This window comes from Pseudomonas sp. RGM 3321 (genome assembly GCF_022836805.1).
Classification (GTDB): domain Bacteria; phylum Pseudomonadota; class Gammaproteobacteria; order Pseudomonadales; family Pseudomonadaceae; genus Aquipseudomonas.
This window is the reverse complement of the sequence record NZ_JALHBH010000119.1, coordinates 196800-212434: the sequence shown is the minus strand read 5'-3', so window position 1 is coordinate 212434 and position 15635 is coordinate 196800. Positions and strand designations below refer to the sequence as shown.

Genomic DNA, 15635 nt, shown 5'->3' with positions numbered 1-15635 from the left:
CTCCCTGACCACGCTGCAACACCCGAAACACACCGCCCGCGAATTTTTCGACTTTTTTTCATCGTCGGGGTTTACAGCCTAAAAAGCGCTCCGTATAGTGCGCGCCATCGACAGGTCGATGCCTGTTGATACTGCCCAGATGGTGAAATTGGTAGACACGCCAGCTTCAGGTGCTGGTGACCGCAAGGTCGTGGAAGTTCGAGTCTTCTTCTGGGCACCAATTCAGGCAACAGACTACAACAGTCTCAAGCCACACAAAAACCCGCGAAAGCGGGTTTTTGCTTTTTCGGGTTTTGATTATTAAATCAAAACAGGGGTTTACAGAGTAAAACGATCGCCGTATAGTGCGCCCCATCAACGGCGGAGACGCTGCTGATGCTGCCCAGATGGTGAAATTGGTAGACACGCCAGCTTCAGGTGCTGGTGACCGCAAGGTCGTGGAAGTTCGAGTCTTCTTCTGGGCACCAATTCAAACAAAACCGAGCCACTGGCTCGGTTTTGTGCTTTCCGACTTCAGAAAAGCTCCCCTCCCATAGGCATGGCAGCGCCACATTTGCAGCGCTGTATGATGCTCAAGCCCGAAACTGCCCCAGGCTCGCCTTCAACTGCGCAGCCAGCCCGCTGAGTACCTTGCCGCTAGCAGTCGTCTCGACCACCGCCTCGGCAGCTTTCTCGGCCTGTGCGTGAATCACCTCGACCCGACCGCGAACGGCCTGCGCGCCTTCAGCCTGATGTACAGCCGCCTTGGTTGCCAGACCGATGGCCGCGTGCACTTGCTCGACGGAAGCCTGCACGGTCTGCTGGCGTTTGGCACTGTCTCGCAGTACTTCCAGACCTTCCTTGGCTTGGCGTCCGGCGATGCCGATGGCGGCGACCGCCTCTTTCGCGCCGCGCTGGAGGGCCACGATGTGCGCCTGAATATCACCCGTCGAACTCTGCGTCTTGCTGGCCAGCGCCCGCACCTCGTCAGCCACCACGGCAAAGCCCCTGCCCGTTTCACCCGCGCGTGCGGCTTCAATGGCTGCGTTGAGTGCGAGCAAGTTGGTTTGTTCGGCAATACCATGAATGACTTCCAACACCACCTCTATCTGCTGACTTTGCTGCGCCAGACGCTCGATGACTTGCGCACCGGTCTCGACCTGCCCGGCCAGCGCTTCGATCAGCCCGCCAACCTGACTGGACGTGCGGGTGTTTTCATCGGTTGCCTGCTTGATATCGATCACCTGACGCAGGGCTGCCTGCATCGCGTGGCTTTCCGACTGCGCCTCGTCGGCCATCTGCTCCAGCGCTTTGAGGCTGGCCGCTACTTCGTCCCGCTGCAATTCGGCCGCCGCATCGGCGCCGGCGTTACGCTGGCTCATGACACCGATTTCCTGCCCGGTGCGCTGCGCCACCTCGCCTGCCTCGCGGACGATAGGTTGCAGCTTGTCGATGAAGCGGTTGACCGCGGCCGACATATCACCAATCTCGTCATTACTGTCCAGCTTGACGCGCTTGGTCAGATCACCCTCGCCCGCCGCCAGGTCATTGAGTGCCGCGATCAGCAGATGCAGCTTGCTGACGACCCGGCGCCCGAGTACTACCGCCAGTAACAGCAATACACCCAGGCCGACCAGGGCCAGCCCCATGCCGATTCTCCAGCGCAGCGTTTCAGCAGCTTCCTGAACCGCCACACGCGTGTTGGCGGTCATTGCCACCCCCGCTGCCTGGGCGGACTGTAGACGCGTGCGCAAGGCAGTCGAGCTGTCTTTCGAGGCGCTGGCAAGGCTGTCAGACACCAACTGCTCACCACTGATGATGAGGGTCGCAAAACGCTTGTCCAGGGCGGCAAGATTCTCTTCGACCGTTGCCGTGGATACACCCATGCGCACCTTGCCGATCTCCACACCGTTAGGGCTGATGGATGCCTCGACGTAATACACGGAAGGATCGTTTTTCGCCGCATTGAGGACCTTGTCCATCGCCCGCTCGCCTTCGCCCTTGGCCAGCAAGGCCTTGACCAGCGGATTGTCGCGGTTCATATAACGCGTAAGGTGCTCACCTGCGGCGTCGTCATAAACCACGAACAGTACATTGGGATTGCGCTGGGCACGGCGTGCGAATTCGGAAAGCGTTGGTGTGTCGTTGTCCCACATGGCGCGTGGAGCGACGGCGGCGAGCAGTTCAGCCATGTCGGTCGCGGACTCGCGAAGGTCTTTCTCCAGCGTGGCACGCAGTTGAGCCTGCTCGTCCTTCAGACGGGTAGAGAGCCCGACACTCAGGCGCTGACGAGTGCTGGCTGACAACGCATCGAGGCTCGACGTCACTTCGCTACTCGCCGACTCCAGCTCTGAGGAAAGATGTTGCGAATCTACCCCGAGACGACTGGCGAGATCAGTCTCAAGCGCGGTGACCGTGCTCCGGGTAAGCGCAACCGCCACCACGACCTGCACCAAAAGGGCGATGCCCAGCGCGATGAAGACCGGGCGCAGCAAACGACTTTGCAACAGAGATAAGACAGCAGACACAGGAGAATCCCTCCACCCTCAGCGCCATTAAAATGATGGCACTTTTCTGTCATCTTTGTAGCAAGCGCCGTGCCGTGACACAAGTCTCACTTTTGCCGGGGCTGAATCCACCAGACACTGAAAACAAAAAGGGCCGCAAAAGCGGCCCTCTTGGTACAGCGCGGTGACGTATCAGCCGAACGGGTGACGCAGCACGATGGTTTCGTTGCGGTCAGGACCGGTCGAAATGATGTCGATAGGCGCACCCACCAGTTCTTCAACACGCTTGATGTAAGCGCGAGCGGCAGCAGGCAGCTCTTCGAGGGTCTTGGCACCCAGCGTGGATTCGCTCCAGCCTGGCATCTGCTCGTAGACCGGACGCAGGCCCAGATAGCTGTCAGCGTCGGTAGGCGCGTCGATGACGGCACCCTCTTCGTTCTCGTAGCCCACACAGATGTTGATGGTTTCCAGACCGTCGAGCACGTCCAGCTTGGTCAGGCACAGGCCAGAGATGCTGTTGATTTCGATGGCGCGACGCAGGATGACGGCGTCGAACCAGCCGCAACGACGAGCGCGGCCGGTGGTAGCGCCGAACTCGTGACCACGCTTGGCCAGGAAAGCGCCGACATCGTCGAACAGCTCGGTCGGGAACGGACCCGAACCCACACGCGTGGTGTAAGCCTTGGTGATGCCCAGAATGTAATCCAGGTACATCGGACCAAAACCCGAACCGGTAGCGATACCGCCCGCAGTGGTGTTGGAGCTGGTGACGTACGGATAAGTACCGTGGTCGATGTCCAGCAACGAACCCTGGGCACCTTCGAACATGATGTCCTTGCCATCGCGACGCATTTCATGCAGCGCAGCGGTGACGTCGAGCATCAGCGGCTTGAGCAGATCGGCGTATTCCATGCACTCGTCGAGTGTCTTCTGGAAGTCGATGGCAGGCTCTTTGTAGTAATTGACCAGCACGAAGTTGTGGTAGTCGAGCAGCTCGCCCAGCTTGGCCGCGAAGCGTTCGCGATGGAACAGGTCGCCAATGCGCAGACCGCGACGCGCAACCTTGTCTTCGTAAGCCGGGCCGATACCACGACCGGTGGTGCCGATCTTGAATTCGCCGCGGGCTTTCTCACGCGCCTGGTCCAGTGCAACGTGGTACGACAGGATCAGCGGGCAGGACGGGCTGATGCGCAGACGCTCACGCACCGGAATGCCTTTCTCTTCCAGCTTGATGATTTCGCGCAGGAGCGCGTCGGGAGCAACCACTACACCGTTACCGATCAGGCACTGCACGCCTTCGCGCAGCACACCGGACGGAATCAGGTGCAATACGGTTTTCTCACCGTCGATCACCAGTGTGTGGCCGGCGTTGTGGCCACCCTGATAGCGAACTACGGCGGTAGCATGTTCGGTCAGCAGATCAACGATCTTGCCTTTGCCCTCATCACCCCATTGAGTGCCCAGGACTACGACATTCTTACCCATAACACTTGTCCTCATTCACGCAAACTTGGTGCCGGCGGCGGCCGGCAGGAATACTCAAGAAGCCAGCGGCATTACCTGCCAGTGCTCGCCATGCTGAATCAATTGCCGGTCACAGTCGGCTTCACGCGCGGCGCTCGCCTGCTGCCCAGGCAACGCCTGAACCACACGCTGACCTTCACTGCGCAACTGGCAAACCATCTGCCAGAGTGCCGCATCCGTACTGTCCGGCACCCAGATGCCACCAGACGGTAAGACGATTTCTGCCTGACCCAGGGTAACCAGGGTTTTCAGGTCGGTGGAAAAGCCGGTCGCCGGGCGGGCACGACCGAAGTCGGCACCGATGTCATCGTAACGACCGCCCTGAGCGATCGACTGGCCCACGCCCGGCACGAACACCGCGAACACCACACCGGTGTGGTAGTGGTAGCCGCGCAGCTCGCCGAGATCAAAGTACAGCGGCAACTGCGGGAAGCGCGCAGCCAGACGCTCGGCGATCGCCAGCAGATCATCCAGCGCAGCCAATACCGGCGCAGGTGCGCCAGCCAGACGGTCGCGCGCCGCATCCAGCACCTCACGACCACCGCACAGATCAACCAGCGCGCGCAGCATTGAAGCAAGCTCTTGCGGCAGATCGGCGGTCAGGGCAACCACTTCATCAATAGCCTTGCGCTGCAGTGCATCGAACAACTGCTGCTCGACTTCTCCCGACAGGCCAGCGGCACGCGCCAGACCACGGTAGATGCCGACATGCCCAAGGTCCATGTGCACATCCGGCACATCGGCCAGTTGCAACATGGCCAGCATCAGGCTGATGACTTCGACGTCACTGCTCGGGCTGGCATCGCCGTACAGCTCGGCGCCCAGTTGAATAGGGCTGCGCGAGGAAGACAGCGCGCGTGGCTGGGCGTGCAGGACACTGCCCGCATAGCACAGGCGGCTAGGGCCTTCACGCTTGAGGGTGTGAGCATCGATGCGTGCAACCTGCGGCGTGATGTCGGCGCGAAAGCCCATCTGCCGGCCCGATTGCGGGTCGATAACCTTGAAGGTGCGCAGGTCCAGATCCGAACCCGCGCCAGTCAGCAGGGATTCGAGATACTCGATATGCGGGGTGACGACAAACTCATAGCCCCAGCTCTGAAACAGATCCAACACCTGACGGCGCGCTACTTCAATGCGCGCCGCTTCCGGTGGCAGTACTTCTTCGATGCCATCTGGTAGCAGCCAGCGGTCGACCGTTGCCATTACGCCATTCCCCTGTGATCCAGGCGGCCAGCCTATTAGGCCAGCCTTGAGTGAAGCAGAAAGTGGTGCGCTGTATGACGGGCACGACAAATGCCCGAGACAGGTCTTGCAGACCACTTTCCTCGAAAAATCTTGCCGTGCTCTATTTCAGATACGGCCAATCAATCGTGCAGACGCAAAAAAGCCGGGAATTTCCCGGCTGCCGCATGATACACACGTTTCACCGTACGTTCACCCCACCGGGCGGTTTTGCCGCCCGGCGGATGATTAATTACGGCTTGGCTTTTTCCAGATAGCGAAAGAATTCGCTGTTCGGATCAAGCACCATCACGTCGCTCTTGTTCGCAAAGCTTTCACGGTAGGCACGCAGGCTACGATAAAACGCGTAGAACTCCTGATCCTGACCATACGCCTTGGAGTAGATCGCGGCAGCTTGGGCATCACCATCACCACGCGCTTCTTCCGATTCGCGATAGGCTTCTGCCAGCAACACACGACGCTGACGATCGGCGTCGGCACGAATGCCTTCAGCCAGCTCGTTACCCTTGGCACGGTGTTCGCGGGCTTCACGCTCACGCTCGGTGCTCATACGTTCGAAAACGCTGCGATTCACTTCCTTCGGCAGGTCGATAGCCTTGACACGGACATCGACAACTTCGATACCCAGCTCTTTCTCGGCCATGCGGTTCAGCGAACCGGTTATATCAGCCATCAGCGCATCACGCTCACCCGACACGACTTCGTGCAGGGTACGCTTGCCGAACTGATCACGCAGACCGGATTCCAGACGACGCGAAAGACGCTCGTCGGCAATCTGTTTGAGGCCGGAAGTCGCGGTGTAGAAACGCTCTGCATCCTTCACCCGCCACTTGGCGTAGGCATCGACCATGACCGCTTTCTTTTCCAGCGTCAGGAAACGCTGGGTCGGTGCATCGAGGGTCAGCAGACGACCGTCGAACTTGCGCACCTGGTTCACGTAAGGAACCTTCACATGCAGACCAGGCTGAACGTCAGCCTGGACCACACGACCGAATTGCAGCAGAACCGCGCGCTCGGTCTGGGACACTATGTAAAAGCTGTTCCAGGCGATGACTGCCAGTACCACGCCGACAATAAGGGTGATCAGTGATTTGTTACTCATCAGCGAGTCTCCCTGGTACGTACTTCACCACGCTGCTGAGCCTCATTCGCCCGGGCAGCGGCGGCAGCAGCGGCAGCATCATTAGCCGACTGCGATGGCGTACCTGAATTGGAGCCATTGCCGTTACTGCTGCGGCTGCTCTCGATCATCTTGTCGAGCGGCAGATAAAGCAGATTGTTCTGCCCCTTGTCGCCGGTCACTAGAACCTTGCTGGTGTTGCTGAAGACTTCCTGCATGGTGTCCAGATACAGACGCTGGCGGGTAACTTCAGGAGCCTTGCGGTACTCGGCAACCAGTTTGGTAAAGCGATCCGCCTCACCCTTGGCGCGCGAAACAATCTCATCGCGGTAGCCGTTGGCATCTTCAAGGATGCGCTGAGCCTGACCACGGGCTTCCGGGATCACACCGTTGGCATAGCTTTCAGCCTGGTTACGCGCACGCTGCTCGTCTTCACGAGCACGGATCACGTCATCGAAGGCTTCCTGAACTTCACGCGGCGCTGCGGCGCTCTGTACGTTGACCTGAGTGACGGTGATGCCGGTACGGTAGGTATCGAGGAAGCGTTGCAGACGCTCCTTGATTTCGCTGGCCATCAGTTCACGACCTTCAGTCAGCACCTGATCCATTGCCGTGGAACCCACGACATGGCGCAGCGCACTTTCAGTGGCGTGCTGCAGGCTGATTTCAGGCTGGTCGACGTTCAGGACGAAGTCCTGCAGATTGCTGATCTTGTACTGCACGGTCAGAGGCACTTCGACGATGTTCTCGTCTTCGGTGAGCATCTGGCCCTGTTTGCTGTAGGCACGCTCGCGAGTCACGTTTTCCATGTACTTGCGATCGAACGGCGGGAAATAGATGTTGAGACCCGGCCCTACGGTTTCGTGGTATTGACCGAAACGCAGCACGACAGCCTGCTCCTGCTCATCAACAACATAAATAGCGCTGTAGAGCCAGAAAGCGACGAGCACGACCAGGCCGATACCGAGCAGGCCAAAGCCACCGCCCTTGCCTGAACCGCCACCACTGCCGCCGCCATCGCTGCCGCGTTTGTTACCGCCGCCGAACAACCCCTTCAGGCTTTCCTGCAGCTTACGGAAGGCCTCGTCGAGATCAGGTGGTCCCTTGCGGTCGCCGCCACGGCGTTTGCCACCCCAGGGATCTTGATTATTCGAGTTGCCACCCGGCTCATTCCAAGCCATAGCGCTCTCCATCTGATAAAGCAAAGACGCGCCCGCGGCGCGCCGACCAATGCTACAGAATGCTCGCGAAAGCCGTACAACGGCTTTCTCGTGCTTTTATTGCAAAGTGTGTTGCTCGATGAACTCCAGCGGCTGCAATCCTTCGCGACTCACCAGTCGATTGAGTTCAACGCGCGGCAGTCGTACGACCAACACGCTGGCACCTTGCTCGTCATGCGTTTCGCTCTGCACCGCACCCAATTCGAAAAACTGGGCGCGCAGCCGGGCAAGACTCTGAGGCAAAAGCAGCGTGCCGACAAACAGGTCGTCGCCGAGCAGTTCGGCGATAGCCTGCTTGAGCAGGTCCAGCCCTCGACCATCACGGGCAGACACCCAGACACGCTGCGGCTTGCCATCGGCATCCCGCTGTATCTGAGGCTCCACGCCTTCAAGCAGATCGAGTTTGTTATAGACCTCAAGGATCGGCAAGCCCTCGGCACCGATCTCACCGAGCACGGCCATGACCTGCTCGATCTGCGACATGCGGTCAGGCTCGTGGGAGTCGATCACATGCAGCAGTAAATCGGAGTTGCTCGACTCTTCAAGCGTCGCTCGAAACGCTTCTACCAGTTTGTGCGGCAGATGGCGAATGAAGCCTACGGTATCGGCCAGCACGATAGGACCCAGGTCATCGAGTTGCAGACGACGCAAGGTAGGATCGAGCGTGGCGAACAGTTGGTCCGCCGCAAACACATCCGAATCGGTCACCGAGTTGAAAAGGGTCGATTTGCCGGCGTTGGTATAGCCCACCAGTGAAACCGAAGGGATGTCGGCGCGACGACGTCCACGACGTGCCTGATCGCGCTGGCTGCGAACCTTCTCCAGCCGACCCTTGATCTGCCGCAGGCGAACCCGCAGAAGACGTCGGTCGGTTTCGAGCTGGGTTTCGCCTGGGCCGCGCAGGCCGATACCACCTTTCTGACGCTCAAGGTGAGTCCAGCCACGGACCAGGCGCGTACTCATATGCTCAAGCTGGGCCAGTTCGACCTGAAGCTTGCCTTCGTGGGTACGTGCACGCTGCGCAAAGATATCGAGGATCAGACCCGTGCGATCAAGCACGCGGCACTCGAAAACGCGTTCGAGGTTACGTTCCTGACTGGGCGTGAGGGTGTGATTGAAGATAACGAGATCAGCCTGTGCGGCCTTGACCTGGTCGCGAAGCTCCTCGACCTTGCCAGAGCCAATCAGGTATTTGGCCGATGGCCGATGACGCGGCACGTTGATAAACGCAACGGTATCGGCACCGGCCGATATGGCCAGCTCCTGAAACTCCTGCGGATCTTCGCGCGCCTCAGGGTCCTGACCATCCAGATGAACGAGAATTGCACGTTCACCACCACTGTGGCGCTCAAAGAACAAGGCAGACTCCTATCAGGCGTTACCTGGCTCGGCGTCTGCGCCGTCAGCGTCGGTAGCGCTGGGAAGGCGAATCGGGCGAACCGGTACGACGGTGGAAATGGCGTGTTTGTAGACCATCTGGCTGACAGTATTCTTCAGCAAAATGACGAACTGGTCGAAAGACTCGATCGTGCCCTGCAGCTTGATACCGTTGACCAGGTAGATCGATACCCCGACCTTCTCTTTTCGCAAGGTATTCAAGTAAGGGTCTTGTAGCGAATGCCCTTTTGACATGTGCCGCACTCCTTTAAGGATCAATAAATAATAAATCGAATTCGATTGGCTTACCGGCCACCCCCCAAGGATAGACGGCTATTGCAGGGACTCAGCTCAATATGGAGACCGATCCCAGGTATTTCAAGGCGCGCGACAGATTGTCGCTGGCCAGACTGTCCAGCCAGTGCAAATCCTCCCAGCTGCGTAGCCAGGTGAACTGCCTTTTGGCCAGCTGGCGCGTTGCAATGATGCCGCGCTCCTGCATTTCATCCAGCGTCAGCTTCCCATCCAGGTGATCCCAGACCTGGCGATAACCGACGGCTCTTATCGAAGGCAACCCGGAATGCAGGTCGCCTCTTGAGCGCAATGCCAGTACTTCGTCCAGAAACCCCTGATCCAGCATCTGCTCAAAACGTAGCGCGATGCGTTGATGCAGCACCTTGCGATCAGCCGGAGCGATGGCAAGGTTCGCGACAGTATAGGGCAATTGCTGACGCCCTGATGCGGCTGCTTCGGTACTTTGCGCAGTTTGTTGCTCGCGGTGTGCTGTCATGCTCATTCCGCTGACGCGATACACCTCGAGTGCCCTGATCAGCCGTTGCGGATCATTGGGGTGAATACGTGCCGCCGAAACGGGATCGACCACCGCCAGTTGATCGTGCAATGACTGCCAGCCGAAGGCCTGTGCATCCGCCTCAAGCTGCGCCCTGACCTGCGCATCGGCCGCCGGCATATCCGCCAGCCCGTCCAATAGAGCCTTGAAATACAACATAGTGCCGCCGACCAGCAAAGGAATATTTCCGCGCGCGGTAATTTCCGCCATGGCCGCCAATGCGTCGCTGCGAAAATCGGCTGCGGAGTAGCTTTGTGCAGGGTCCAGAATGTCGATCAGACGGTGTGGATATTCAGCCAGCTGTGCTTTCGAAGGCTTGGCGGTGCCGATGTCCATGCCGCGATAGACCAACGCCGAATCGACGCTGATCAGCTCACAAGGCAGCACTTTGCTCAGTTCTATCGCAAGGTCGGTCTTGCCTGCGGCGGTAGGCCCCATAAGAAAGATAGCCGGAGGTAAAGCATTCATTCATTGACCGCGCAGGAATAATTTATCCAGGTCATTGAGACCCATCTGGGTCCAGGTAGGACGACCGTGGTTACATTGCCCGCTGCGTTCGGTGTTTTCCATGTCACGCAACAGGCCGTTCATTTCCGGGATGGCCAGACGCCGATTGGCGCGAATCGCGCCATGACAGGCCATGGTCCCGAGCAACTCGTTCATGTGTGCCTGCACCCGGTCGCTGGTGCCATACTCCATCAGATCCGCCAGCACATCGCTGACCAGCCGATTGGCCTCGGCCTGCTTGAGCAGCGCCGGGATCTGGCGGATCGCCAGGGTTTCCGGGCCAAGCCGCTGCAGCTCGAAGCCCAGGCGCTGAAACGTCGCGATATGTTCTTCAGCGCAGTCCGCTTCACGCTGGCTGACCGCGAGAGATTCGGGCACCAGCAATGGCTGGCCACTCAGGCCTTCATTGGCCATCGCTATTTTCAAGCGCTCATACATGATTCGCTCGTGGGCGGCGTGCATGTCCACCAGCACCAGTCCGTGAGCATTTTCAGCGAGGATATAGATACCCTTTAGCTGCGCCAGCGCATAACCCAGCGGCGGAATATCGCCGGGCGACTCCGGCAGCGACGAGGGCGCGGCACTGGGTAGCGGTGCGAAGAATTCACGGTAGGCGCTTTGCGCTTCGGCCACCGGCACGCCAGAGGTGGGCCGAGGCGTGTATTGATACTGATAACCGCTGCCAGCGCCGCCACCGGCAGCAGGCCGGGCAAAAGGCTCGCCCTGCGGCTGTTCAAGCACGGTGTTGGCCAGACGCATTTCACCCTGCGGCCCGAACTCACCGGCCTCAGGCCCGGTAGGCCGAGGCTCGGCGGCGACCGGTACGCTGCCACCCAGTTGATTTTCCGGGCGCACATCACCCAATGCACGGTGCAGGGTGCCATAAAGGAAGTCATGCACCATGCGCCCGTCGCGGAAGCGCACTTCATGCTTGGTCGGGTGAACGTTGACGTCCACAGCGGCCGGGTCGACCTCGAAAAACAGCACGAACGTGGGGTGACGGCCGTTGAACAGCACGTCGCGATACGCCTGACGCACCGCATGAGCGACCAGTTTGTCGCGCACCGCACGCCCGTTTACGAAGAAATATTGCAGGTCGGCCTGGCTGCGAGAGAATGTCGGCAGCCCCACCCAGCCCCAAAGATGAAGGCCATTGCGCTCGATCTCAATGGGTAACGCCTGCTCCAGGAAGCCCGGCCCGCAGATGGCCGAGACACGCCGCGCTCGAGCGGTGTCGTCATGCGCTTCATGCAGGCTCAACACAGTTTTGCCGTTGTGGCGCAAATGGAAGGCCACGTCGAAACGTGCCAGCGCCATGCGCTTGATGACTTCCTGCAGGTGATCGAATTCGGTTTTTTCGGCCTTGAGAAACTTGCGCCGGGCAGGCGTGTTGAAGAACAGGTCGCGCACTTCAACGGAGGTGCCTACCGGATGCGCTGCTGGCTGGACGCGCGGCGCCATGTCACGGCCTTCGGTTTCAACCTGCCAGGCCTGATCGGCGTCGCGGGTGCGCGAGGTCAGCGTCAGGCGCGCCACGGAGCTGATCGAAGCCAGCGCTTCGCCGCGAAACCCGAGGCTCATGACGCGCTCGAGGTCCTCCAGATCGCGAATCTTGCTGGTGGCATGTCGCGCCAGCGCCAGCGGCAGGTCATCCGAGGAAATACCGCCGCCATCGTCACGCACTTTCAGCAGTTTGATACCAGCCTGCTCGACATCGACATCGATGCGCCGCGCGCCGGAGTCAAGGCTGTTTTCCAGCAGCTCCTTGATCACCGACGCCGGACGCTCGACGACTTCGCCGGCCGCAATCTGGTTGGCCAGACGCGGACTGAGCAATTCGATGCGCGCAGCGTTCAGGACAGTCTGAGCGTTATCGGCTTCGGTGCCGTCGAGCAGAAGATCGGTCATTGCTGAGTCGCCACCTCGGAACTTGGAATTCGCAGATCCTGGCCAATCTTCAGTTCATCGCTTTTCAGATTGTTGGCGCTGCGCAGCGTAGCGATGTTCATGTCATAGCGCGCCGCGAGCATGGCCAGGGTTTCGCCGGAGCGGACCACATGGTTGCGTGGCCCTTGGGCCAGCTTGCCGTTGTCACGCAGCCAGGCAATATATGTGCCCTGTGGCGGGTTCTGCTGGAAGAACTGCTTTACCCCGGAATTGATCGAACGCGCCAACGCCTGCTGGTGCGACGCAGAACTGAGCTTGTTGGCTTCGTTGGCGTTGGAGATAAAGCCGGTTTCCACCAGAATCGAAGGGATATCCGGCGACTTGAGCACCATGAAGCCCGCCTGCTCGACGCGCGATTTGTGCAACGAGGTGACGCGACCGATATTGCTCAGCACCTTCTGACCGACGTTCAGGCTCGAAGACAGCGAAGCGGTCATGGACAAGTCCAGCAACACCCCGGCGAGCATGCGGTCCTTGTCATCAAGGCTTACCGCACCGGCACCACCGATCAGGTCGGAACGGTTTTCACTGTCCGCCAGCCAGCGTGCGGTTTCGGAGGTCGCACCGCGATCAGACAAGGCGAACACCGACGCGCCAAACGCCGCGGTGGACGGCGCAGCGTCGGCGTGAATGGACACAAACAGGTCGGCCCCCTTGGCGCGGGCGATCTCGGTACGTTTGCGCAACGGAATAAAGTAGTCGCCGGTCCGCGTCAGTTCAGCTCGGTAGCCTTTCTCGGCATTGACCTGGCGCTGCAGTTCCTTGGCGATCGACAGCACCACGTTTTTCTCTTTCTGCCCGGCACCGCCCGAGGCACCCGGGTCTTCACCGCCGTGCCCGGCATCGATCACCACGACAATGTCGCGCTTGCCATTGGGCACCGGGGTCAGCTTGATTTCAGGCTTGGCCGGGCTGACCGGGACAGCGGGCGCGGTATTGGCCGCGGTATCCGGGATCACCGGTGTCGGGTTGGCATCGGCGGCGTTATCGAACAGGTCGACCACCAGACGGTTGCCGTACTGCTGGTTCGGCGCAAGCGTGAAGCTTTTGGGCGTCACCGCCTTTTTCAGGTCGATGACCACGCGCAGATCCGTCGGCGTGCGCTGGGCAGAGCGCATGCTGTTGATCGGCGTATTGGCTGTCGATACATTCAAAGGGCCACCGAGTGTCGCGCCATTGATATCGATCACCAGACGATCAGGCGAAGTCAGGGTGAATACGCTGTGCTGGACAGGCCCGGACAGGTCGAATACCAGACGTGTGTTGTCCGGTGCTCGCCATAAGCGGACACTTTTTACTTGCGTAGCAGCAACCGCCTCGACAGCCAGGGCCATCAGCAGCAGACCAACTACAGTAACCAGCGCGCGCATGCGCATACCTAACCCCATATCTATTTGAATTCCAAAGCCAAAGTGGCACACCAGTGTTCGCCACGCGAGCCCAGCGGGCTCAATATCACGGACCGACCTTCTCCATGCGGGCCAATGGTAATGGTCAGGTCAGGCTTTGGCAAAAAGCCTGCACCACGCTGGGGCCATTCAATCAGACAAAGTGCATCGCCGTCGAAGTAATCACGCACACCCATGTACTCGAGCTCTTCGGGATCGACCAGACGATAAAGGTCAAAGTGAAAGACCCGGATGGCACCTATTTCGTAGGGCTCGACCAGCGTGAAAGTAGGACTCTTGACAGCCCCGGCATGCCCGAACCCGCGAATCATTCCCCGCGAAAGAGTGGTTTTTCCAGCGCCCAGATCGCCATCCAGAAAGATGACACCCACGCCTTCGGTAACCGCGGCCAGGCGTGCACCAAAATTCATCATGGCCTCTTCGCCAAGCACATGCAGCGTTAAATCAGACACGGTTGCAGCTCCTCCAATAACTGACGAATGGCAGGAATAATATCGCTGGCAGCCAGCCCGCGACCGTATTCACCGACTTTCTGACCGGCGCTTGCGTGCAGCCACACCGCCAGACAGGCCGCATCGAATGGCGTCAGATGCTGCGCCAGCAGCGCACCGATCAACCCGGCCAGCACGTCACCCAGTCCGGCGGTGGCCATGGCCGGATGACCGCGGTCGCACAACGCCAGCTGCCCGCTCGCATCGGCGATCAGGCTGCCAGAGCCCTTGAGCACGCAAACCGTATCGAACTTGCGAGCCAGCGCCCGCACAGCAGCGGCCCGGTCAGCCTGAATGTCCTTGATGCCGACGCCCAGCAAACGCGCGGCCTCTCCCGGATGCGGAGTGATGACGCAGCCTTTGGGCAGGCTCACCGCCCCAGCGGCCAGCATATTCAGAGCATCGGCGTCCCAAACCTGGGGCCGCTCGGCGTTGGCGGCAGCCGACAGCAAACTACGCCCCCAGGCGGCCTGCCCCAGCCCCGGACCGACCACCAATACGCTGGCCGGCTCGATCAACGCCATCAACTGGTTAGCCGAGCGAATGGCCGCACTCATGATTTCCGGCATGCGCGTCAAAGCGGCCGGAATATGTTCGGCGCGGGTCGCCAGCGTCAGCATGCCTGCCCCGCTGCGCAGGGCGCTTTCGGCGCTGAGCAAGGCAGCACCGCCGAAACCGTGATCGCCACCAATGACCAGCACCCGGCCGAACATGCCTTTATGTGCAGTACGCGGACGCGGTGCCAGCGCCGGCAGACTGGATGCGCTCAGACGCTTCGCGCTGACCGGCGCCTGCGCAACCAGCGCAGGGTCGGCGCGTAAGTCATCAAACACCAACTCGCCCACCAGGTCCGCCGCATCGCCCGTCAACAAGCCCAGTTTGAGGCCTATGAAGGTAACGGTCACATCGGCACGCACCGCCACGCCCAGCGCCTGCCCGGTGTCTGCACTCAAGCCCGACGGGATGTCCACAGCGGCGACCGGCAGGCCGCTGGCATTGATCGCCTTGATCGCCGAAACATAAGGCTCGCGCACGTCACCGTTGAGCCCGGTACCGAGCAAGGCATCCAGCACCACGCCGGTCAGCGGCTGTCCGGCCCATGCCTGAGTGTATATGCCGGAAGCCGCCGCGTGCGCCGAAGCGGCATCACCGGTCAATGCAGCAGGGTCGCCGACAGCCAGCACCCTGACTTGCCAGCCTGCCTTGTGCGCCAGCGCGGCCACCAGATACCCGTCACCAGCGTTGTTGCCACGTCCGGCCAGCACGGTCAGTTCATTGGCCTGCGGCCAGCGTCGGAGTATCGTCCGCCAGAGCGCCTGGGCAGCGCGCAGCATCAATTCCAGGCCTGGCGTACCGGCAGCAATCAGCCTTGCATCGAGGTCGCGGACCTGCGCAGCGCTGTACAGCGCGTCGGGTAAATGAGGTTTCGTGTCGAACATGCGTCTATAGGCTCCGATGTCTG

At 60.2% G+C, this 15635-nt stretch carries 12 protein-coding genes and 2 tRNA genes; 2 read left to right on the top strand and 12 right to left on the bottom strand.

What is annotated here, in order from left to right; all coding sequences use genetic code 11:
- Positions 1-133: 133 nt before the first annotated feature.
- Together RGM3321_RS23615 and RGM3321_RS23610 are read left to right on the top strand one after the other, a co-directional pair.
- A tRNA-Leu gene (locus RGM3321_RS23615) sits at positions 134-220 on the top strand.
- A 160-nt stretch (positions 221-380) separates the two neighbouring features.
- Positions 381-467, top strand: a tRNA-Leu gene (locus RGM3321_RS23610).
- Positions 468-572: 105 nt separating this feature from the next.
- Here RGM3321_RS23610 and RGM3321_RS23605 read toward each other — a convergent pair.
- From RGM3321_RS23605 to RGM3321_RS23550, 12 genes are all read right to left on the bottom strand, one after another.
- The gene (locus tag RGM3321_RS23605) at positions 573-2507 is read right to left on the bottom strand and encodes a methyl-accepting chemotaxis protein (protein WP_244395051.1); all 1935 of its coding nucleotides are present in this window, start codon (positions 2505-2507) and stop codon (positions 573-575) included.
- Between the two features lie 171 nt (positions 2508-2678).
- A complete protein-coding gene (locus RGM3321_RS23600) occupies positions 2679-3971 on the bottom strand; it encodes an adenylosuccinate synthase (protein WP_002551824.1) in 1293 nt (430 codons plus the stop codon).
- A 54-nt stretch (positions 3972-4025) separates the two neighbouring features.
- Positions 4026-5213 (bottom strand): ATP phosphoribosyltransferase regulatory subunit, encoded by a 1188-nt coding sequence (locus RGM3321_RS23595; RefSeq protein ID WP_057402892.1) that lies wholly within the window; start codon positions 5211-5213, stop codon positions 4026-4028.
- Between the two features lie 271 nt (positions 5214-5484).
- Complete coding sequence (gene hflC, locus RGM3321_RS23590) at positions 5485-6354, bottom strand: protease modulator HflC (protein ID WP_002551822.1); 870 nt, start codon at positions 6352-6354, stop codon at positions 5485-5487.
- Positions 6354-7553, bottom strand: coding sequence for an FtsH protease activity modulator HflK (gene hflK, locus RGM3321_RS23585; protein ID WP_244395050.1), 1200 nt, complete (start codon positions 7551-7553; stop codon positions 6354-6356). Before hflK ends, hflC begins: the two co-directional genes overlap by 1 nt.
- Positions 7554-7649: 96 nt before the next feature.
- Positions 7650-8951, bottom strand: coding sequence for a ribosome rescue GTPase HflX (gene hflX, locus RGM3321_RS23580; RefSeq protein ID WP_244395049.1), 1302 nt, complete (start codon positions 8949-8951; stop codon positions 7650-7652).
- A 12-nt stretch (positions 8952-8963) separates the two neighbouring features.
- A complete protein-coding gene (gene hfq, locus RGM3321_RS23575; RefSeq protein WP_002551819.1) occupies positions 8964-9224 on the bottom strand; it encodes an RNA chaperone Hfq in 261 nt (86 codons plus the stop codon).
- Between the two features lie 91 nt (positions 9225-9315).
- Positions 9316-10287, bottom strand: a complete 972-nt coding sequence (miaA, locus tag RGM3321_RS23570; RefSeq protein ID WP_244395048.1) for a tRNA (adenosine(37)-N6)-dimethylallyltransferase MiaA — start codon at positions 10285-10287, stop codon at positions 9316-9318.
- Positions 10288-12234, bottom strand: a complete 1947-nt coding sequence (mutL, locus tag RGM3321_RS23565) for a DNA mismatch repair endonuclease MutL (RefSeq protein ID WP_244395047.1) — start codon at positions 12232-12234, stop codon at positions 10288-10290.
- Positions 12231-13661: an N-acetylmuramoyl-L-alanine amidase gene (locus RGM3321_RS23560; protein ID WP_199523490.1), complete on the bottom strand. Its 1431-nt coding sequence runs from the start codon at positions 13659-13661 to the stop codon at positions 12231-12233. Before RGM3321_RS23560 ends, mutL begins: the two co-directional genes overlap by 4 nt.
- A gap of 2 nt (positions 13662-13663) precedes the next feature.
- Positions 13664-14134 (bottom strand): tRNA (adenosine(37)-N6)-threonylcarbamoyltransferase complex ATPase subunit type 1 TsaE, encoded by a 471-nt coding sequence (tsaE, locus tag RGM3321_RS23555; RefSeq protein ID WP_244395046.1) that lies wholly within the window; start codon positions 14132-14134, stop codon positions 13664-13666.
- Entirely contained in the window at positions 14122-15612 is a 1491-nt protein-coding gene (locus RGM3321_RS23550) for an NAD(P)H-hydrate dehydratase (protein WP_244395045.1), read from the bottom strand. The genes tsaE and RGM3321_RS23550 overlap by 13 nt, the downstream gene beginning before the upstream one ends.
- Positions 15613-15635: the final 23 nt, after the last annotated feature.